This is a genomic window from Streptococcus sp. HMSC10A01 (genome assembly GCF_001807785.1).
Lineage (GTDB): Bacteria > Bacillota > Bacilli > Lactobacillales > Streptococcaceae > Streptococcus > Streptococcus gordonii.
Genome location: NZ_KV790983.1, coordinates 136,650 through 155,515, shown reverse-complemented (window position 1 = coordinate 155,515; position 18,866 = coordinate 136,650). Strand labels below are relative to the sequence as shown.

Sequence of the window (18,866 nt, the reverse complement as noted above, 5' to 3'; positions counted from 1 at the left end):
TTAAACTATAAGGAGATAAGAATATGAAATTAGCAAAATGGTTTGGAGCAGCTGCAGTTGCGGTTGCAGTCCTTGGTTTGGCAGCTTGTGGAGCTTCTAATAAAGAATCAGGAAATGGCAAAGATAAAACAGTAACCATTAAAATTGGTACAATGACCATTGACAACGATGAGCAACAACGTTGGGATCTCATTCAAAAGAAACTTGAAAAAGAAAACGTGAAACTTGATTTTACTCCATTTACAGAATACCCACAAGTAAATAAGGCCGTGGCAGATGGTGAGCTTGATGTCAATGCTTTCCAACACTACTACTACCTTAACAACTGGAATAAGGAAAATAATCAGGATCTAGTTGCGATTGCGGATACTTACATCGCACCAATCCGTCTCTACTCCGGTACAAAAGACGGTAAAAATAAGTATAAAAAAGTTAACGAACTTCCAGATGGAGCAGAAATCGCTGTACCAAATGATGCGACTAACGAAAGCCGTGCATTGAACTTGCTTCAAGCTGCTGGCCTAATTAAATTGGACAAATCTGGTAACGAGCTTGCAACAGTTGCAAACATTAAAGAAAATCCAAAGAAATTGAAAATTACGGAATTGGATGCTAGTCAAACTGCTCGCTCACTGACTTCAGTAGACGCTGCTGTTGTAAACAACACTTTCGTAAACGAAGCAAAATTAGACTATAAGAAAGCTTTGTTTATCGAACCAAAAGATAAAAATTCTAAACAATGGTACAACATCATTGCAGCTAAGAAAGATTGGGAAAAATCTGACAAGGCTGATGCAATTAAGAAGTTGATTGCAGCCTACCATTCTGACGATGTTAAAGAGTTAACAGAAAAAACTTCAGATGGCTTGCTTGAGCCAGTTTGGTAAGAAGTAAAAGACAGTAGGCACCAGTCTTAATGGATTTATCAAGCATGCAAGACTGAAAGTGTTTAATAAAACTCAGTTGGGATGACCAGCTGAGTTTTATCGCCTTATTTATGGGAGGAATTATGGCTTTTTTCAGTGAAAAAGAGCAGTTACAAAAATTTGAAGAGGATGAACTCGCGCAGGCTTATTTTGAGGTTTTACGGGAGTTGATTGCTAAAAAATCTATTTTTGCTCAGCAGATAGGCTTGAAAGAAGTAGCAGATTATTTGAGAGAAGTTTTTGAAGAGGCTGGTGCAGAAGTGACTGTTGATGCAAGTTACAGAGCTCCTTTTGTCATTGCTCGTTTTAAGAGTTCAGATCCTAATGCTAAAAGTATCATTTTTTACAACCATTATGATACAGTACCTGCAGATAGTGATCAACCTTGGACAGAAGATCCTTTCACCTTGTCTGTCAGAGATGGGGTCATGTATGGCCGAGGTGTTGACGATGACAAGGGGCACATCGTGGCTCGCCTGACAGCCTTGCAGAAGTATCGAGAAGGTAAGCAAGATTTACCTGTGAATGTTACTTTTATTATAGAGGGAGCGGAAGAGTCTGCTTCGACTGACTTGGATCGCTATTTGGAAAAGCACAAGGAGGAATTGTCCGGCGCCGATCTCCTCATCTGGGAACAGGGTAGCCGGAATGCACTGGGTCAGTTAGAAATCACAGGCGGAAATAAAGGCATTGTAACCTTTGATGCCAAGGTGAAAAGCGCTGATGTAGATATACATTCGAGTTTTGGTGGCGTAATTGATTCAAGTAGCTGGTATCTTTTAAATGCGCTAGCTAGCTTGCGAAGAGCTGACGGTCGCATCTTGGTAGAAGGCATCTATGAACAAATTGTCGAGCCAAACGAACGAGAACTAGCTCTGGTTGAGGAGTTTGCGCGACGCAACCCAGAAGAACTAAAACAAATTTATGGTTTAGAATTGCCCCTGCTTGAGGAGGAAGGGCAAAAGTTCCTACGGCGTTATTTCTTTGAACCAGCTATCAATATTGAGGGATTATCCTCAGGTTATCAAGGTCAGGGTGTCAAGACCATCCTGCCTTCAGAAGCTAAGGCCAAGCTTGAGGTGAGACTCGTACCTGGTTTAGAACCACAAGATGTGCTTGATAAGATTCGAAAACAACTGGTCAAGAACGGTTATCCTAAGGTAGAGCTTATTTATACATTGGGAGAAATGAGCTACCGCAGCGACATGAGTGCTCCGTCTGTTCTTAGTGTTATTGAGTTGGCCAAGAAATATTACAGCGAAGGAGTAGCAGTGCTGCCTACTTCTGCCGGGACTGGACCTATGTTTACTGTTTATGATGCTTTAAAGGTACCAATGATGGCCTTTGGCTTGGGACATGCTAACAGCCGGGACCATGGTGGAGATGAGAATGTTCGCCTAGCAGATTACTACACCCATATAGAATTAGTAAAGGAGTTGATTGCAAGCTATGAGTAAAGAAATTATTACATTAGATCGGATTGATGTGACCTTTCAGCAGAAGAAACGTCAAATCCAAGCTGTAAAAGATTTGAGTATCCGCATTAACCAAGGAGATATCTATGGAATTGTTGGCTATTCTGGAGCTGGGAAATCTACTCTGGTTCGGGTGATTAACCTTTTACAGGTACCGACTGGAGGAACTATTACCGTTGACAATGATGTCATTTTCAAGGACAAAAGAGTTCAACTTTCTGCAACTCAGTTACGACAAAAGCGTCAGGATATTGGGATGATCTTCCAACACTTCAATCTAATGAGTCAGTTGACAGCTGAAGAAAATGTTGCTTTCGCCTTGAAGCATTCAGGACTGTCTAAGGAAGAGAAAAAAGAGAAGGTGAAGAAGTTGCTAGATTTGGTAGGCTTGGCAGATCGAGCTGAGAACTATCCTTCACAGCTGTCAGGTGGACAAAAGCAGCGTGTAGCGATTGCTCGTGCCTTAGCTAATGATCCAAAAATCTTGATTTCAGATGAAGCAACATCAGCTCTAGATCCTAAGACGACCAAGCAAATCTTGGCTCTTTTGCAAGACTTGAACCAAAAATTAGGTTTAACGATTGTGCTTATTACTCACGAGATGCAAATCATTAAGGATATTGCTAACAGAGTAGCAGTAATGCAGGATGGACAATTGATTGAAGAAGGGTCTGTTCTCGATATTTTCTCTAATCCTAATCAGGATTTGACTAGAGACTTCATTACAACAGCAACAGGAATTAATGAAGCCATGGTTAAAATCGAAAAGCAAGAAATTGTGCAGAATCTGGCTCCGAATAGTATCTTGGTGCAGTTGGAGTACGCGGGTACAGCAACAGATGAGCCTTTGTTGAATCAAATTTACAAAAAATATCAAGTTACTGCCAATATCTTATATGGGAATATAGAAATTTTGGACCATACACCTGTTGGTGCTTTGGTAGTTGTCTTGTCTGGCGAATCAGAAAATCTTACTGCGGCTAAGACGGCTATTAGTGAAGCAGGCGTTCGTTTGACTGTTCTAAAGGGAGGTGCATAAGATGCTGAAATTAATCGAAACTTATTTGCCAAATGTATATAGGATGGGCTGGACTGGTCAAGCAGGCTGGGGAACAGCAATTTATACGACCCTTTATATGACAGTAATCTCTTTCTTGATTGGTGGTTTCTTTGGACTTATAACAGGACTTTTTCTTGTTCTAACCAAGCCAGGTGGAGTTCTGGAAAATAAGGTGGCTTTCTGGATTTTGGATAAAGTGACTTCTGTCTTCCGTGCGATTCCTTTTATCATTTTGTTGGCTGTCCTATCACCTTTTTCTCACTTGATTGTTGGGACAGGAATTGGACCAAACGCTGCTATTGTGCCACTTTCATTTGCCGTTTATGCCTTTTTTGCCCGTCAAGTTCAGGTTGTTTTATCTGAGTTGGATGGTGGAGTGATTGAAGCAGCCCAGGCTAGTGGTGCAACTTTATGGGATATTATTGGTGTCTATCTTATTGAAGGTCTACCAGATTTAATCCGTGTAACGACAGTCACCTTGATTTCTTTGATTGGCGAAACTGCGATGGCGGGTGCAGTTGGTGCAGGTGGTATCGGTAATGTAGCGATTGCTTATGGTTTTAACCGGTATAATAATGACGTTACCATTCTTGCGACGGTTGTCATTGTAGCTATCATCTTTACGATTCAATTTGCAGGAGACTTTTTGACTAAAAAATTAAGTCATAAATAGAAGTTAATTTGCTAGCCATTTTGGCTAGCTTGTTCTTTGGTTAAATATTCTGAAAATTTAATTTACATTCGACTTTGTGAATGTTATAATAAGGAGAAAAAACCTACGGAAAGGGAAAGCTATGGCTCAAGAAGAGGAAAAGATCTCAAGAAGCAGGAAGAAACAGCTATTAGCTCGCTTGAAAGAGCAAATTCAACCAAAGAAGGGCATGATTTATCTGGCTGCTTTTTTATCATGGATTCAATTTTTAACGAGAATTACTAGTTTTGCTTTGATTGCTCAAGCATTGACAGAGTTCTACGAAGGAAAACAGCTTGACTTATACACTCTTTTTCTTTATTTGCTAGCCTTAAACGGTTTAGGATTTGGTATTGCTTTATTTGCCAAACAGTTTCAAGGCCTAGCCTCTCAGTTTGCACGAAACAAGCTAAAGAGAGAATTCTTTCAGGCTTTTGTTGCTAAGGATGGTGAATTTCAAGATAGCCGAACTGCAGCGGATATTTTAACAGTTGCTGCTCAGGGAATTGATAGCTTGGATACCTACTATTCCTACTATCTATCCTTAAATCTACGAACCTATTTTAACTGTTTAACCGTCCTTATCTTAGTCGTTTGGCTCTTTCCCTTGGGTGGTTTAATTTTTATATTATCCTTGCCCTTTATTCCTGTGTCTATCATCTTGATGCAGAAGAGATCGCGTAGGATAATGAATCGATATTGGGGCTCCTATATGGATGTGGGCAACCTTTTTCTGGATGATTTAAAGGGGTTAAACACATTGTATTCTTATCAGGCTGATGAGAAATACGAGCAGGAATTTGCGGAACAGGCCGAAGATTTTCGCGATGCCACTATGGAACTGCTAGGTTTTCAACTACAATCAGTGGGCTATATGGATGCTGTTATGTATTTGGGAATCGGCCTGTCAGGTTTTTTAGCCCTTTCCTGGCTGGCTGCTGGGAAATTGTCCTTGTTTAGCATGATTTATTTTATCTTAATTGCGACAGAATTTTTTACACCGATTCGAGAAGCGGGCTACGGTATGCATTTGGTCATGATGAATACCAAGATGGCAGATAGGATTTTTAGTTTTTTGGATTCGGTCCAAGAGACTAAAGTAGAAACAAAACAAGATTTGGCACCATTTCAACACTTGAGTGTGCAGGATTTGTCCTTCTCCCATGGAGATAAAAAGATTCTGGATAGGGTCTCTTTTGACGTAGGAGTAAGCCAGGTATTTGCTATTGCTGGGGAAAGTGGGCGCGGTAAGACGACCTTGGCCAAGATTCTACTAGGAAAATTGGAACCCGAGCAAGGCCAGATATTCTTTGGAAAGACCTCCAATGAAAATTTGGCACAATCAGCTCTCTACAAAGAGATAATGTATGTGTCGTCAAACAGCTTTCTTTTGAATGCCAGTATTTTAGAGAATTTGCAGTTGGCGAGGGATTGGAGTCGGGAGAAAATTCAGCAATGGCTGACCGAGAAGAAGCTTTTATCTTTTATTGAAAATTTGCCTGAGGGTCTAGATACCCTTGTTGGTGAAGATGGCAACCAGCTGTCACCAGGTCAAAGACAGCAAGTGATTTGTGCCCGGGCAATTCTTGCTCAAAAATCGCTCTATATCTTTGATGAAATTACTTCTAGTGTTGATAAGGACAATGAAGACCTTCTTTATGAACTGCTAAACGTGCTTTCTAAAGAAGCCCTTGTCATCGAGATTACTCATAAAATGAAGCGGGTAGCAGAGGCTGACCAAGTTCTTTTTATGAGCAAAGAGGGAACGGTTTTGGCTAGTCCAACCCAGCTTTACTGGGAAAATCAGGACTACAGAACTTTAGTGGATAGACAAAGAGAACTGGAGGAGAGAATTCATGGAAGCTAAAAGAACTTATCCAAGCAAACAACTCCTTTTCAGGCTATTTCAGATCATGAAGCATCTATTACCTGCTCTAGGAACAGCTGTTATTTTTGCAGTTTCAGGCTTTACAGTTTCAGTCGCGATTCCTGTTTTATTGGTAAATCAAGGATTTTTGGCTGTAGGAGGGCAAGCTCCGACTCTAGGTTTTCTGTTTCTTCTTTTAGCTTTGGCCATTGGTCGAGGACTCTTCCGCTATGGAGAGCATTATTTTGGTCATTATGTGGCTTTTCATTCCCTAGCGGACTTGCGAAAGCTTGTCTTTGCTAAACTACGACGTCTTGCGCCTGCTATGTTAGACCGACAAGATAGTGGGAGCTTATTAAAAATGATCGGGGAGGATATTGAAGCAATTGAAGTCTTTTTTGCCCATACAGTTGCACCAGTTTGTACAGGGCTTATCTCTGCTTTCATTATGTGGGTCTTTCTCTCTAGGATATCCCCAGCTCTTGGTTTTTTGGCTTTTCTGACTTACCTTCTTTTAGCTGTGGTCTTGCCTCAAAATTTTGCTCGACATTTACAAAAACTCTTATCAAAACAAGCGGATGATCGGACAAGATACATTTCTTATTTCTTGGAGAGCCTGAAGGCAATACATGATTTGTCCCAGCTCGGACAAACTTCAAAACGTTTTTCTTGTTTAGAACAAAAAAGCCAAGGTTTAAATAGCATAGAAAGGCAGGTTGCTCAGAAGCAATTTTTTGAACAAGCTCTAACCTTTTTAGTGGTGGGTTTATCTGTTATGGGCTTTGCCATCTTGTCTCTCTTCCAACTTAATCAAGGTGATATTGATCTGACTCAGGCAGGACTAGCTCTGGTAGCTTTTTCAAGCTCTTTTGCTCCATTTCTGGAATTAGGGCGACTACCTCTAGGTTTTAAAAGAGCAATGAATGCCAGTCGGCAGGTCTTTTCGCTCTTGGATGAGCCAGAGGCAGATAGCAGTGGTTTGAAGACTGATGTCAGGATCGAATCAGTTGATGTTAATCATTTAAACTTTGATTATGAAGGACGAGTGCAAGGACTTTTTCAAGGTTTGTCAGCACGATTTGAGAAAGGCAGAATAATTGGTATTGTAGGTGGAAGTGGAACAGGAAAATCTACTCTCATGAAAATTATCATGCGTTGGTATGATCCTAAGGCAGGACAGGTTTTGCTGTCTGGACAGGATCATCAAACCTTCCATCGCCAGCATTTACAAGCCTCCTTCGCCTATGTTCCTCAAGTTGCTCAGCTTTTCCATAAAAGTCTTCGGGAAAATCTAGTCTTGGGCCGAACTGATATCAGTGATGAGGCGATCTGGACCTTGGCAGCTAAATGTCGCCTCAAGGAACGTTTGGAGCGCTTGCCAGAGGGGCTAGATACTGTAATTGATGGAGAAACAACTTTTTCTGCTGGTGAAGCCCAACGTTTGGAGCTGATGCGAGCCCTGCTCAAGGAGGCAGATTGTTATATTTTTGATGAACCCACCAGCAATCTCGATTCACTGAATGAAGCAACCTTCCTATCTATTGTCAAAGAAGAATGCCGTGGCATGGTCTTTCTCATCTCCCATCGCTTGTCAACGGTTGCTTTTGCAGATGAGGTTTATGAATTAAATCATTCTCAAGTAAGGAGGATAAAAGGATGAGAAAAGGACTACAAGTAAAAGACCTTGTGATGACAGGTGCTTTTGCAGCCCTCTATTTTCTATGCGTCGGTTTAGGCGTCCTGGTTGGTCTGATTTTCGACCGGTCAGGGAATATGTTCTATGCCCCAGCTGGAGCAGCAATCTTTGGTGGGACGGTTTACATGCTTCTACAAAGCAAGATCAAAAAATTCGGAGCCATTAGTCTCTTGGGAATCGTGATGGGAGGATTTTTCTTCTTATCTGGCCATTTCTTTGTGGCCTTCTTGCCAGGCTTTATTTTTGGCTTTCTAGCTGATTTGTTAGCCAAACAAGGAAATTATCAAAATAAATGGCTAAGTTTAGCGTCATTTGTCCTTTTCTCCTTTGCCAATTCAGGCCCGATTATTATGATGTGGCTGGCTCGGGAGACTTATGTTCAAAGCTTGCTAGCGCGTGGTAAAACTCAAGAGTATATTGACCGGGTTATGGTTCCTGTGAATCCACAAGTGGTTCTTGGTTTTTTAATTATGGTTGTGATTGCCGCTATTATAGGGGGACTATTTGGTCAATATATGGTCAAGAAGCACTTTATAAAGTCAGGGATGGTCTCATGAAATTAGATGTACGAAGCAAGGTCCTTTTGGTTTTATTTGCCAATATGGCCTTTCTTTTTAGAGTATCCGGCTGGCTTGAACTGATGATTATTTCGGGCTTAGCGACGCTCTTATACTTTGCTGGAAAAGGTAAGATTGCCGTCTATAGTTTACTATCCTTTGTCCTATTTTGGACTCTGGATGCTTATCTAACTGATTTTTTTTCTTTTCAACTGATACGAAATTTCGTAACTCTGCTCACGGCTGGACGTTTTATGCTTCCTTCTTTTATGGCTGGGAGTTTGCTTTTGACAACTGCGACGGCCTACGAACTGGTTCATGGCCTCAGAAAATGGCATCTACCGGAATCTTTTCTTTTAACCTTAGGAGTAATGATGCGATTTTTGCCAGCTATACCAGCAGATGCGAAAACGATTCATAGAAGTTTACGTCTTCGAGGGATTTTCCTTAGAAAAAGGGATTTTATCTTTCGTCCAGTGACCTACTTTGAGTATCTCCTGGTACCGCTACTCATGTCACTCATGCGAACGGTTCAAGCGTTGACCATAGCTAGCCTTACCAAAGGATTAGCACTAGGAAAAAGACCGACAGAAACTTTTTCATCAACCTTTAATTTAGCAGATTGGAGTACCTGTGCATGGATGTTTATCATGACCTTGTGGATGATAAGAGGCTGATTACTGCGACCGGCTGTCGTTTTACTTATGAAAATAGCAGAGCTAGTAGCTTGCTGGTTGAAGATTTACAAATCTCATCAGGCCAGTTGGTCATCTTATGTGGCAAGAGTGGGAGTGGCAAATCAACCTTCTTAAGGTTAATCAATGGTTTAATCCCAGATTACTATGAGGGAAAATTAGATGGTCAATTAGAAATAGCTGATCAGTCAGCAGGAAAACAGACGGTTGAAGAATGTTCCAAGCGAGTTGCTTCAGTTTTTCAAAATCCCTCCAGTCAGTTTTTTTATAAATACGTTAAGCATGAATTGGTTTTGCCAGGTGAAAATCATGGCAAACCAGCAGCAGAAATTTTGAATAGATTGGAAAAATTAACTGCTGACTTTGCTTTAGCAGACTATCTTGAACGTGATCTTTCTACTTTATCAGGTGGAGAAAAGCAGAGAATTGCCCTTTTAACGGCCCTAATGCAGGATACAGATATCTTGGTTTTAGATGAACCGACAGCTAATCTGGACAGATCAGGGATTGAGCAAGTAGCTAGTTATCTTTCTATCTTAAAACAAGAAGGGAAAACGATTCTTATAGCGGAGCATCGCTTGGATTATTTAAAGGACTTGGCTGACCGCTATCTTTATTTTGATCAAGGTGTTCTTAAAAGAGATTATTCAAAAAAGGAGTTTGATAGCTTAACGGAAACAGAACGACATGATTTAGGGCTTCGAAGTCAGCAGCTATCTAGCTCTATCTCGAGACTTGAGGCAAAGAAGCAAGTTGCTCCTTCACCACTGATGGGGGATTTGACCATAAAAAATCTTTGCTTACAGGCAGGGGACCAGGAATTGAGTTTTCTTGAAGAAGCTAACTTCAAGTCAGGAGCGATTACAGCCCTTGTGGGGCCTAATGGAAAAGGTAAATCGACTCTAGCTTTTTATCTGGCTGGTTTATTAGACGATGAAGAAGCAGATTTTTATTTAAATGGGCATGCTCAGTCAGCTCATGAACGTCTGAAAGATACTGCTTTTGTTTTACAAGAAGTTGCTCTTCAGCTCTTTTCAGATAGTGTCCAAAAGGAGTTGACCTTGGGTTTGAAAAAAGTCGTCGATTCATCAAATATCTTAGAAAATTTGGGATTAAAAGGCTTAGAAGAAAGGCATCCAATGACTTTATCGGGTGGAGAGATGCAACGGCTAGTCATAGCGAGTCAAGTCCTTACAAAAAAAAGAGTGTTTATTTTTGACGAACCTAGTTCAGGTTTAGATTATCAGCAAATGTTACAAGTAGCTGAGTTACTGAAGGCATTAAAAGAGCAGGGGAAAATCATTCTGCTCATTTCTCATGATGAAGAACTGCTTGAGAAGACAGCTGATTACTTTCTTACCTTAAATTAATTACTTGCTATACAAAAAAACTATAGCTTTTGCAGTTGTTTATCTAGATTTCCCCTCCTATTTTTGGTATGATTGAAGAACAGAAATGTAGCTTCTGGCTTTGCTATTTTTGTATTTCTAAAGTTGATTAGACTGATAGAATAGTAGATAAGTAGGTTAAAGTTCAGGACTATAAGAGGGAGAATACATGAACAATTTACTTGTATTGCAATCGGATTTTGGCCTTGTGGATGGTGCAGTATCAGCGATGATTGGTGTGGCTCTGGAGGAGTCAGCTACGTTAAAGATTCACCATTTAACACACGACATTACGCCTTATAATATTTTTGAAGGTAGTTATCGTCTTTTTCAAACAGTCAACTATTGGCCAGAAGGGACAACCTTTGTTTCAGTGGTTGATCCGGGTGTCGGCTCTAAGCGGAAGAGCGTAGTTGCAAAAACAGCGCAAAACCAATACATTGTCACTCCAGACAATGGAACCTTGTCTTTCATTAAGAAACACGTTGGTATTGTGGCTATTCGGGAAATTTCTGAAGTCGAAAATCGTCGAAAGAATACTGAACATTCCTATACCTTCCATGGTCGTGATGTCTATGCCTACACAGGAGCTAAATTGGCTAGTGGCCACATCACTTTTGAAGAAGTAGGACCAGAATTAAGCGTGGATGACATCGTTGAGATTCCAGTTGTGGAGACCACCTTTGGCGAAGGTTCTGTCAGCGGGGCTATCGATATTCTAGACGTTCGATTTGGATCTCTTTGGACTTCTATTACTCGCGAAGAATTCCAAGAGTTAGAACCTCAATTTGGAGACCGTTTTGAGGTAACGATCTACAATAACGATATGTTGGTTTACCAAAATCAAGTGACCTATGGGAAGTCCTTTGCGGATGTTCGCATCGGTCAGCCGATTATTTATATCAATTCGCTCTATCGGGTTGGTCTAGCAATCAACCAAGGTTCTTTTGCCAAAGCCTATAATGTTGGTGTTGGTGCCCAGTGGCATATTGAAATCAAGCGTATTGACAATTAGTGATTTGTAAAGAGGAGATGAACATGAAAAAAATATTTGATACAACTTTTACGATTAAAGAAGTCGTGGCAACTGGTATTGGTGCAGCACTCTTCGTTGTAATTGGGATGGTCAGCATTCCAACGCCTGTTCCAAACACTAGCATTCAGTTGCAATATGCTGTCCAAGCTTTGTTTGGTGTTGTTTTTGGTCCAATCGTTGGTTTCTTAACAGGATTTATTGGCCATGCCCTAAAGGACTCTATCCAATATGGAAATCCTTGGTGGACTTGGGTCTTGGCTAGTGGTTTGTTTGGACTTGTAGTCGGATTACTTAAGAACTACCTCCGTGTGGCTCAGGGAGTATTTGAATCAAGAGATATCATTACATTTAATGTGGCTCAGTTTGTGGCTAATGCCTTGGTTTGGGTAGTCATCGCTCCACTTGGAGATATCTTGATCTATAATGAACCAAGTAATAAGGTCTTTGCACAAGGTGTTGTCGCAACCCTTGCCAATGGTCTGACTGTTGCAGTTGCCGGAACCTTACTTTTAATTGCCTATGCACGTACTCAGACAAAGAGTGGCAGCCTTAAAAAAGATTAAATCATGCGATAAGAATAAAAAGATCGAGAGATATCTCGATCTTTTTCTGTTAAAAATAAAATACTTTTTGCAATTTATATATTGCATTTTAAAAAATATATTGTATAATAGACTTATAAAAATGAAGGGAGAACCGATATGAAAAACATCAAAAATATTTATTCACCACTTATTTGGCTTGTTTTGGGTGTAATTTTTTTGGTTATAGGACTGAACAATCAAAATCATACTTTTCTTATTTTTGCTGGCTGTGATATTGCAATTGGTTGTGCACTTTTAAGCATAGCAACTAAGAAGAAAAATGATAAGGACGATGATCATGGCAAAAAATCTTAAGCTAAAGATGGCGCGAGTGGAGCATGATATGACTCAGGGCGACTTAGCAGATGCTATCGGAGTGACCCGCCAGACCATTGGCTTGATTGAGGCGGGTAAGTACAATCCCAGTCTCAGTTTATGCATAGCGATTTGCAAATGTCTCAATAAAACGCTGGATCAGTTGTTTTGGGAGTAAAAATGTCCGGGGGACATTTTTAGCCCGAGCCGAAAAACGCGGAAGCGAGGGAATGTCCGGGGGACATTTTTAACCTAAGCCTAAAAATGTGAAAGAAATGACCAGCAATAGTTGAAGAGCAATTTTCATACAAATGTTGAATAAGATGAAATTTTAAGTAAAAGAGGAAAACGCATATGAAATCTAAAAATAGACAAGAGATCTTTAAAGATGAGCGTACGGTACAGATTGAACATAAAATAGGAAATGAACTCGCTTTTTTAGCTATCATTCTATTACTTTTATCTATTTTTGTGAAACTCCTTTATTGGAGATTAGATTGGCAAGCTTATTTACCTGAAATTATCATTATTTTTACTTTAGAAATTTATGCTGGTGTACGCAGTTGGCAACTTGGCCTAGATATTAGGCGTAGTGATACAACTGGTAGTAGTAGAAGATTCAGAAGTCGTCTGGCTACAGGAATATTCCTAGCAGCTTCCTTCTTGCTTGTTCAAAATCTGAATGGAGACTCGAAAGAAAAACCATCATTTAGTCAGAATCCTGTTTTGCAATTTATTTTTATTTTAGTTTTGATAGTTGCCTTTTCTAGTATACTTGATCAACTGGTCAATTATTTTTATCGGAAGAGACAGATAAAATTAGAGCAAGAATTAGAAAATGATGAGAATTAGAATTAATGAATTTTTAATTTATAAATAAGAAAGTGAGTAAAAAAATGAAGAAGCAGCCTGTTTTAAAAGATGAACGAATAGAGAAATTGGACGGAAAAGTTGCAGGAGAATTAGTGTTAGGAATGTTTTTCTTCTTAGCTATATCTGTGTTTTTCAAAGTCTATATTCTCCGTCTAAGCTTGCTAGCTTATCTGCCAGAAGGGACTCTCCTTATCCTAGTAGGTCTCTATGCTTTGCTTCGTCGCTTAAGCCTAGGCATTGATGTTCGTGATATGGTGAGAGAGGAAAAATGGCCAGAACGTGTTGGTAGTGGAATTATTTTTGCTTTAATTCTTGTGGCTATTGATTTCTTTGGACAGCGAGAAAGTATGGCTAGCATGCTGAGTATGTTGTATCTGCTTAAGATGTTTTTTGCAATGGTTCTTTTTATATTTGGAAGCTTGACCATGGACAAGATTAGTCTTTTCCTAAACGGCAAACGTCAGGCAAAGTTGGATCAGGAATTGGAGGATGAAGAATGACTTGCTGGAAAAGATTGATGTGGGGTGGTTGTGCCTTCTTAGCCTTAGCCTTGTATGTGCTACCTATGGTATTTCAGCAGAAAGCAGAAACTTATCAAATTTCAAAACAGTGGACTATTGGCATAGGTATTTTGCTAATCTTCCTCGCTTTACTGGTCTTTATCGTGGTAGCAAAGAAGATTGGAATCTTATCTCAGTCTGGGAAAGTCTTTCAAAAAGGAGACGGGAAACGAATTTCTCTTAGCATCTTAGGCATGTTCCTTATATCTATCCTTGGAACTGCTTTATTACGGTGGCTAAACGGAGAAGTTACAACGGCTAATCAGGCGTCTTTGATAGAGGAGTTTAAAAGAGGAAATGGGATTTTGTTACCCATCATGCTTGGAGTTTTAGCACCTATTGTTGAAGAAATTATCTTCCGTGGAATCCTCCCACTAAAAATCTTTAAAGGCTATGAGGGATGGGGCTATATCGTAGGCGGACTCCTCTTTGCGCTTTTTCACGGGCCAACCAATATCGTGTCTTTTGTGATTTATGCTGTTTCTTCTGTGATTTTGACATTGCTGGCCTATCGAACTCGTCGCTTGGAAGTCAGTATTGCAGTTCACATGATTAATAATGGACTTCCTGCCATTATCATGTTGTTAATTGGTATTTTTGGAATGGAAGTATAGGAGCTTAAAATGAAGATAAAACTAATTCATCGTCAAATCTTGGACGAGCGGGAAGAACAGCTGGTCAATAAGGCCGGCATGGAAGCTTTTAGTTTCCTGCTGTTTAGTAGTTTGGCCTTATATGTTGGATCGGTGGTTATGAATGCGGGAGCCATTCACTATCAACCATTCTTGATTCTGATTGCGATTGCAGGTCTATATTTTTTCTGTCGAGCTCAGTATCTAGGAGCTAATTATTACAATAGTTTCAGTCTGACTATCTGGGGTGTGCTGGCTACAACAGGCTTTCTAACCCTTTTGATTGCCTGCCAGAATTTTCAACTGAATCATGCTATTTATCATAATAGTGTTTTTCACCCCATGTTTCTATTTGTTATTTTAATTACTTTTGTCATTCACTTTCCCTTGATACTGGTGGTTAATATTTTCTTAGAGGCTATAAGCAAGAATCAAAAGAAGCGTTTTGAACGCTATTTGACCCAACTTGAGGAGGAGTGAAGTATTTAGCAATTTAGCTTTGCTATTTTCCAAACAAATTTTTTGCCCAGTTTTTTCAATCAGGTTATAATAAATAGATGAATTAAAAATTCAGAAAATTTTATAGAGAAAAGAGAGTTGAAATCTTATGGCAAAAGATATTCGCGTCCTACTTTACTACAAATATGTTCCGATTGAGAATGCTGAGAAATTTGCAGCTGATCATCTGGCCTTCTGTAAATCTATTGGTCTTAAAGGCCGTATCTTGGTGGCAGATGAGGGAATCAATGGAACGGTTTCTGGTGATTATGAAACCACTCAAAAATACATGGATTATGTACACAGCCTTCCGGGCATGGAAGACCTTTGGTTCAAGATTGACGAAGAAAATGAGCAAGCTTTCAAGAAAATGTTTGTTCGCTACAAGAAAGAAATCGTGCACTTGGGCTTGGAAGACAATGATTTTGACAATGACATCAACCCGCTGGAGACGACAGGAGCTTACCTGTCACCTAAGGAATTTAAGGAAGCACTCTTGGACGAGGACACTGTCGTCCTAGACACTCGTAACGACTACGAGTACGATCTAGGTCACTTCCGAGGAGCCATTCGTCCAGACATCCGCAACTTCCGCGAATTGCCGCAATGGGTCCGTGATAACAAAGAGAAGTTCATGGACAAGCGCGTGGTTGTTTACTGTACAGGTGGTGTTCGCTGTGAGAAATTCTCAGGCTGGATGGTGCGTGAAGGATACAAGGATGTCGGTCAGCTTCATGGCGGTATCGCGACTTACGGCAAGGATCCAGAAGTTCAAGGTGAGCTTTGGGACGGCAAGATGTATGTCTTTGATGAGCGTATATCCGTTGATATCAACCATGTTGATCCAGTTGTGATTGGGAAAGACTGGTTTGACGGTACTCCTTGCGAGCGCTATGTCAACTGTGGCAATCCAGAGTGTAACCGCCGCATCCTGACTTCAGAAGAAAATGAAGACAAGTATCTCCGTGGCTGTTCTCACGAATGCCGTGTTCACCCTCGCAACCGCTATGTGGCTGAAAACGACCTGAGCCAGGCAGAAGTGATGGAACGTTTGGCTGCGATTGGAGAAAGCTTGGAAACATTGGTAGCTCAGTAATCTCATAGTAAAGATCAAAAACTTTAGACGTTTCAAATGTCTAAAGTTTTTTCATTATTTATTTGCAGCTTGGCTTTTCTTTATTCAGGTTTTGATTTTTTGTCCTTTCTTTTTGATGTGATATAATGAGCTTAAATAAATGGGAAAGGAGCAAGTCTATGTCTAAAGCTATCATGGAAGAAGTGGCAGCCTATTTGCGTCAGCATGCAGATGAAGAGCTAAGTCTGACCGATTTGGCTCAGCATTTCCATTATAGTCCTTCCCATCTATCCAGAACTTTCAAGAAAAAGATGGGCTTTTCTATCAAGCAATATATGGAAGCTCTTAAGATGGAAAAAGGGATCCAGGAGATTGTAGAAGGCCGGCAAAATGTGACTGAGACCTCTATGGAAGCTGGTTATGATAGTCTAGGCAGTTTTTCTAATACTTTTAAGCGGCATACTGGACTTTCGCCTAAAAAATACTATCAGGAATCAACCAAGGCTTATGATTTTATGATCAAGCAGCTAGATGAGAAGGGAGCTTTATTGCATCAGGATCCCGACTGTAAAAGTGGCAATCGATTGACCGTAGAGTTATCTTATCCTGAGGGGTATGAACCACGCATTAGCTGTGTCGGGCTTTTTAAAACCCGCATTCCCAAAGAAGAGCCGATTATCGGAGTAGCACTGAGTCAGAAGAGAAAGTTTACTTTTGAAAATGTACCGGATGGTCACTACTATCTTTTGGCCTGTGAATTGCTGGAGGATTTACGCCTAACTAAAAACTACATCTTGAAGCATAACTTTCGCTGGGGAAGCGATGAGCCTCTCACTTTTTCAGGCGATAGCATCTATCAGGAGGAAATCAGCATGCGCAGGCCCTTGCCCAGCGATCCACCTATTACAGTTAATCTTCCTGTTTTAATCATGCGTTCCCTAGCCAAACAAGCGCAATTGAGAATAAGAAAATTTTTATCCTAATTGATAAACTGATACTAGAGATTTATTCTCAGTTATAAACAATTGGAGGAACAATAATGAAATTAGACGTGTTTTTAAGTTTTAATGGTCAGGCCGAAGAAGCTTTTCGTTTCTATGCAGATCTTTTTCAGACAGAGATAAAGGGACTTGTACGAGCCAGTGATATGATGGATCCAGCTGACCTTCCTGCAGCAAAACGGGATAAGATTGCTTGGGTTGCCTTAGATACGGGAAACTTGACCCTGAATGGTGAGGATGTAGGCATTTTTAACGACCTATCTATTCCTAGCAATCATCAGCCCAATCAATGGTTGGTTCTGAGTCCAGATAGTAGAGAAGAAGCCGATGAGCTCTTTGCTAAGCTTGCTGAAGGTGGTCAAATTCTCTATCCTTTAGAGGAACAAGCTTTCGCAGAGTTTTATGGCCGCTTGATTGACCGTTTTGGTATCGGCTGGGATGTGATGAAATGAGGTAGAAGGATGGCTTATAGTGAATCCTTAGCCCAGCAAGTCCGTGCCATTTTAGCTACTGAACTTCCTCCTCATGTTTTTGAAGAAGAGGTAGAAGAGAAGAAGATGTTTGGTGGTTTGGCTTTTATGGTCCGAGGTAAGATGACTGTTACTGTGAGTTCGAGAGGTCAAGAGCTTGTCATGGTCCGAATCGGTAAGGAAATGGAAAAGCAAGTCCTGCCTAAAAATGGTGCTAGTGTGACGTTAATGAAGGGCAGGCTTTATCATGGCTATATTGATTTAGATGGCGAAGGACAAAAGGAACTGTCTTACTGGATCAAGCTAGCTTTGGCCTACAATCAGGAGTTGAGCCAATCGTCTGAAACTTAATAAAGAAATAATAAAGAAGAAAGTCTTGCTAAATTTTGATTCAGCAGGCTTGTCTTCTTTTTTAATACAAATGTTTATATACTTTTGCACTAGATATCCCGTTAATTGAGAGTCTAGAAGATTATTAGACTTGCTGGTATAAAAAATGAGTTTTACCTTACTATGACATGCTAAGAATAAGCAAAAACTATCCCAATCTCGTGATTTTAGGTATAATAGTAGCCAGAGGTGATCTTATGGGAATTCTATTATTTCTATTTATTTTAGGTTTAATCTTTTTATTCTATTTTGTAGGTTTTATAATTAAGTTGATTCTAGGGATTGTCTTCCTTGTTATTGGTTTGGTGGTACTTTTATTCCTACTGGGTCGTTATCGAAAGTAGAGTAAGTGACTGCTATGAACCAATGGAAAATGAGAGGAGATCAATGTTAAAAATAGAGCAACCAATTACGATCGTTTCATTTCTCTTTGATGATTTTGAGACCCTAGATTTGATGGGGCCAGTAGAGTTTTTAGCTACTTTACCCAATGTAGAGACGAAATATGTCTCCCTTGCTGGTGGTCTGATTTCTAGTCGTCAAGGTTTTCAAATCATGACGGATAATTTTAAAAGCTTACCTCCCAATTCTCTTCTCTTATTGCCTGGTGGTCAAGGTGTCAGAAAGATGGTGGAGGATAAGGTTTTCCTATCTTCGCTAGAAAAGGCTGTCCAGCAAGCTGAGTTGGTCTTAAGTATTTGCACGGGAGCAGCTCTTTTAGCTATGATTGGTCAGCTCAAAGGCCGTAAAGCCACTAGCAACAAGCTTGCCTTGTCTTGGGTCGCTTCACATGATAGAAAAGTCCTTTGGCAAGATCAAGCACGCTGGGTCGTAGATGGGAAGTTCTACACTTCATCAGGTGTCTCGGCCGGTATGGATATGTCCTTGGGCTTTGTAGCTGATTTTTGGGGGCAGGACTTGGCAGAAGAATTGGCAAAAAAAGCAGAATACGTGTGGCAAAACAAGGCTGACCAAGATCCCTTTTCTAGTAAATAAAGAGCAATCTGAGGAGATAGGATTATTTTTTGAGTGATTGTGTAATTTGTACTGCCATGTCAAAAGGAAGCATTAAAAATA

22 protein-coding genes are annotated in these 18,866 nt (G+C 40.2%); all 22 read left to right on the top strand.

The window, feature by feature from the left end; genetic code table 11:
* Window positions 1–23: 23 nt before the first annotated feature.
* The 22 genes from HMPREF3108_RS07930 (at window position 24) to HMPREF3108_RS07825 (ending at window position 18,785) form a co-directional block, all read left to right on the top strand.
* Entirely contained in the window at window positions 24–887 is an 864-nt protein-coding gene (locus HMPREF3108_RS07930; protein WP_045634279.1) for a MetQ/NlpA family ABC transporter substrate-binding protein, read from the top strand.
* Between the two features lie 122 nt (window positions 888–1,009).
* A complete protein-coding gene (locus HMPREF3108_RS07925; protein ID WP_048778263.1) occupies window positions 1,010–2,383 on the top strand; it encodes a M20/M25/M40 family metallo-hydrolase in 1,374 nt (457 codons plus the stop codon).
* Entirely contained in the window at window positions 2,376–3,440 is a 1,065-nt protein-coding gene (locus HMPREF3108_RS07920; RefSeq protein ID WP_048778265.1) for a methionine ABC transporter ATP-binding protein, read from the top strand. Before HMPREF3108_RS07925 ends, HMPREF3108_RS07920 begins: the two co-directional genes overlap by 8 nt.
* A 1-nt stretch (window position 3,441) precedes the next feature.
* Window positions 3,442–4,134 (top strand): methionine ABC transporter permease, encoded by a 693-nt coding sequence (locus tag HMPREF3108_RS07915; RefSeq protein WP_008808468.1) that lies wholly within the window; start codon window positions 3,442–3,444, stop codon window positions 4,132–4,134.
* A gap of 121 nt (window positions 4,135–4,255) precedes the next feature.
* A complete protein-coding gene (locus HMPREF3108_RS07910; protein ID WP_070494168.1) occupies window positions 4,256–6,019 on the top strand; it encodes an ABC transporter ATP-binding protein/permease in 1,764 nt (587 codons plus the stop codon).
* On the top strand, window positions 6,009–7,679 hold the full coding sequence (locus tag HMPREF3108_RS07905; protein ID WP_070494166.1) for an amino acid ABC transporter ATP-binding/permease protein: 1,671 nt from the start codon (window positions 6,009–6,011) through the stop codon (window positions 7,677–7,679). The genes HMPREF3108_RS07910 and HMPREF3108_RS07905 overlap by 11 nt, the downstream gene beginning before the upstream one ends.
* Window positions 7,676–8,272: an MptD family putative ECF transporter S component gene (locus HMPREF3108_RS07900; protein ID WP_070494165.1), complete on the top strand. Its 597-nt coding sequence runs from the start codon at window positions 7,676–7,678 to the stop codon at window positions 8,270–8,272. The genes HMPREF3108_RS07905 and HMPREF3108_RS07900 overlap by 4 nt, the downstream gene beginning before the upstream one ends.
* A complete protein-coding gene (locus tag HMPREF3108_RS07895; protein WP_061584558.1) occupies window positions 8,269–8,949 on the top strand; it encodes an energy-coupling factor transporter transmembrane component T in 681 nt (226 codons plus the stop codon). The genes HMPREF3108_RS07900 and HMPREF3108_RS07895 overlap by 4 nt, the downstream gene beginning before the upstream one ends.
* Window positions 8,910–10,337 carry an ATP-binding cassette domain-containing protein gene (locus HMPREF3108_RS07890; protein ID WP_061584557.1) on the top strand — a complete coding sequence of 476 codons (1,428 nt, stop codon included), beginning with the start codon at window positions 8,910–8,912 and terminating at the stop codon, window positions 10,335–10,337. Before HMPREF3108_RS07895 ends, HMPREF3108_RS07890 begins: the two co-directional genes overlap by 40 nt.
* Window positions 10,338–10,524: 187 nt before the next feature.
* Window positions 10,525–11,370: an SAM hydrolase/SAM-dependent halogenase family protein gene (locus tag HMPREF3108_RS07885; protein ID WP_070494163.1), complete on the top strand. Its 846-nt coding sequence runs from the start codon at window positions 10,525–10,527 to the stop codon at window positions 11,368–11,370.
* 23 nt (window positions 11,371–11,393) lie between these two features.
* Entirely contained in the window at window positions 11,394–11,954 is a 561-nt protein-coding gene (locus tag HMPREF3108_RS07880; protein WP_045505734.1) for an ECF-type riboflavin transporter substrate-binding protein, read from the top strand.
* A 138-nt stretch (window positions 11,955–12,092) separates the two neighbouring features.
* A complete protein-coding gene (locus HMPREF3108_RS07875) occupies window positions 12,093–12,290 on the top strand; it encodes a hypothetical protein (protein WP_045634269.1) in 198 nt (65 codons plus the stop codon).
* Window positions 12,274–12,468, top strand: coding sequence for a helix-turn-helix transcriptional regulator (locus HMPREF3108_RS07870; RefSeq protein WP_020992784.1), 195 nt, complete (start codon window positions 12,274–12,276; stop codon window positions 12,466–12,468). Before HMPREF3108_RS07875 ends, HMPREF3108_RS07870 begins: the two co-directional genes overlap by 17 nt.
* A 176-nt stretch (window positions 12,469–12,644) precedes the next feature.
* The gene (locus HMPREF3108_RS07865; protein WP_060553017.1) at window positions 12,645–13,142 is read left to right on the top strand and encodes a DUF6773 family protein; all 498 of its coding nucleotides are present in this window, start codon (window positions 12,645–12,647) and stop codon (window positions 13,140–13,142) included.
* 44 nt (window positions 13,143–13,186) lie between these two features.
* Window positions 13,187–13,663, top strand: a complete 477-nt coding sequence (locus HMPREF3108_RS07860) for a DUF6773 family protein (protein ID WP_060553016.1) — start codon at window positions 13,187–13,189, stop codon at window positions 13,661–13,663.
* Window positions 13,660–14,337 carry a CPBP family intramembrane glutamic endopeptidase gene (locus HMPREF3108_RS07855; protein ID WP_060553015.1) on the top strand — a complete coding sequence of 226 codons (678 nt, stop codon included), beginning with the start codon at window positions 13,660–13,662 and terminating at the stop codon, window positions 14,335–14,337. The genes HMPREF3108_RS07860 and HMPREF3108_RS07855 overlap by 4 nt, the downstream gene beginning before the upstream one ends.
* 9 nt (window positions 14,338–14,346) lie before the next feature.
* Window positions 14,347–14,835, top strand: coding sequence for a DUF6773 family protein (locus tag HMPREF3108_RS07850; protein WP_045634265.1), 489 nt, complete (start codon window positions 14,347–14,349; stop codon window positions 14,833–14,835).
* Window positions 14,836–14,962: 127 nt separating this feature from the next.
* A complete protein-coding gene (locus HMPREF3108_RS07845; RefSeq protein WP_061596110.1) occupies window positions 14,963–15,949 on the top strand; it encodes an oxygen-dependent tRNA uridine(34) hydroxylase TrhO in 987 nt (328 codons plus the stop codon).
* Between the two features lie 158 nt (window positions 15,950–16,107).
* The gene (locus HMPREF3108_RS07840) at window positions 16,108–16,911 is read left to right on the top strand and encodes a helix-turn-helix transcriptional regulator (protein ID WP_045634263.1); all 804 of its coding nucleotides are present in this window, start codon (window positions 16,108–16,110) and stop codon (window positions 16,909–16,911) included.
* A 56-nt stretch (window positions 16,912–16,967) separates the two neighbouring features.
* The gene (locus tag HMPREF3108_RS07835; protein WP_045634262.1) at window positions 16,968–17,381 is read left to right on the top strand and encodes a VOC family protein; all 414 of its coding nucleotides are present in this window, start codon (window positions 16,968–16,970) and stop codon (window positions 17,379–17,381) included.
* A 9-nt stretch (window positions 17,382–17,390) separates the two neighbouring features.
* Window positions 17,391–17,750: a TfoX/Sxy family protein gene (locus HMPREF3108_RS07830; RefSeq protein ID WP_045634261.1), complete on the top strand. Its 360-nt coding sequence runs from the start codon at window positions 17,391–17,393 to the stop codon at window positions 17,748–17,750.
* A gap of 426 nt (window positions 17,751–18,176) precedes the next feature.
* Window positions 18,177–18,785 (top strand): DJ-1/PfpI family protein, encoded by a 609-nt coding sequence (locus HMPREF3108_RS07825; protein WP_045634260.1) that lies wholly within the window; start codon window positions 18,177–18,179, stop codon window positions 18,783–18,785.
* The last annotated feature ends 81 nt before the right edge of the window (window positions 18,786–18,866 follow it).

Coding starts and splice junctions, on each gene's coding strand:
- HMPREF3108_RS07860 (WP_060553016.1), top strand. CDS start 13,187: ATGAAGAAGCAGCCTGTTTTAAAAGATGAACGAATAGAGAAATTGGAC.
- HMPREF3108_RS07905 (WP_070494166.1), top strand. CDS start 6,009: ATGGAAGCTAAAAGAACTTATCCAAGCAAACAACTCCTTTTCAGGCTA.
- HMPREF3108_RS07900 (WP_070494165.1), top strand. CDS start 7,676: ATGAGAAAAGGACTACAAGTAAAAGACCTTGTGATGACAGGTGCTTTT.
- HMPREF3108_RS07875 (WP_045634269.1), top strand. CDS start 12,093: ATGAAAAACATCAAAAATATTTATTCACCACTTATTTGGCTTGTTTTG.
- HMPREF3108_RS07835 (WP_045634262.1), top strand. CDS start 16,968: ATGAAATTAGACGTGTTTTTAAGTTTTAATGGTCAGGCCGAAGAAGCT.
- HMPREF3108_RS07920 (WP_048778265.1), top strand. CDS start 2,376: ATGAGTAAAGAAATTATTACATTAGATCGGATTGATGTGACCTTTCAG.
- HMPREF3108_RS07845 (WP_061596110.1), top strand. CDS start 14,963: ATGGCAAAAGATATTCGCGTCCTACTTTACTACAAATATGTTCCGATT.
- HMPREF3108_RS07850 (WP_045634265.1), top strand. CDS start 14,347: ATGAAGATAAAACTAATTCATCGTCAAATCTTGGACGAGCGGGAAGAA.
- HMPREF3108_RS07830 (WP_045634261.1), top strand. CDS start 17,391: ATGGCTTATAGTGAATCCTTAGCCCAGCAAGTCCGTGCCATTTTAGCT.
- HMPREF3108_RS07880 (WP_045505734.1), top strand. CDS start 11,394: ATGAAAAAAATATTTGATACAACTTTTACGATTAAAGAAGTCGTGGCA.
- HMPREF3108_RS07890 (WP_061584557.1), top strand. CDS start 8,910: ATGGATGTTTATCATGACCTTGTGGATGATAAGAGGCTGATTACTGCG.
- HMPREF3108_RS07910 (WP_070494168.1), top strand. CDS start 4,256: ATGGCTCAAGAAGAGGAAAAGATCTCAAGAAGCAGGAAGAAACAGCTA.
- HMPREF3108_RS07930 (WP_045634279.1), top strand. CDS start 24: ATGAAATTAGCAAAATGGTTTGGAGCAGCTGCAGTTGCGGTTGCAGTC.
- HMPREF3108_RS07840 (WP_045634263.1), top strand. CDS start 16,108: ATGTCTAAAGCTATCATGGAAGAAGTGGCAGCCTATTTGCGTCAGCAT.
- HMPREF3108_RS07925 (WP_048778263.1), top strand. CDS start 1,010: ATGGCTTTTTTCAGTGAAAAAGAGCAGTTACAAAAATTTGAAGAGGAT.
- HMPREF3108_RS07885 (WP_070494163.1), top strand. CDS start 10,525: ATGAACAATTTACTTGTATTGCAATCGGATTTTGGCCTTGTGGATGGT.
- HMPREF3108_RS07915 (WP_008808468.1), top strand. CDS start 3,442: ATGCTGAAATTAATCGAAACTTATTTGCCAAATGTATATAGGATGGGC.
- HMPREF3108_RS07865 (WP_060553017.1), top strand. CDS start 12,645: ATGAAATCTAAAAATAGACAAGAGATCTTTAAAGATGAGCGTACGGTA.
- HMPREF3108_RS07870 (WP_020992784.1), top strand. CDS start 12,274: ATGGCAAAAAATCTTAAGCTAAAGATGGCGCGAGTGGAGCATGATATG.
- HMPREF3108_RS07825 (WP_045634260.1), top strand. CDS start 18,177: ATGTTAAAAATAGAGCAACCAATTACGATCGTTTCATTTCTCTTTGAT.
- HMPREF3108_RS07855 (WP_060553015.1), top strand. CDS start 13,660: ATGACTTGCTGGAAAAGATTGATGTGGGGTGGTTGTGCCTTCTTAGCC.
- HMPREF3108_RS07895 (WP_061584558.1), top strand. CDS start 8,269: ATGAAATTAGATGTACGAAGCAAGGTCCTTTTGGTTTTATTTGCCAAT.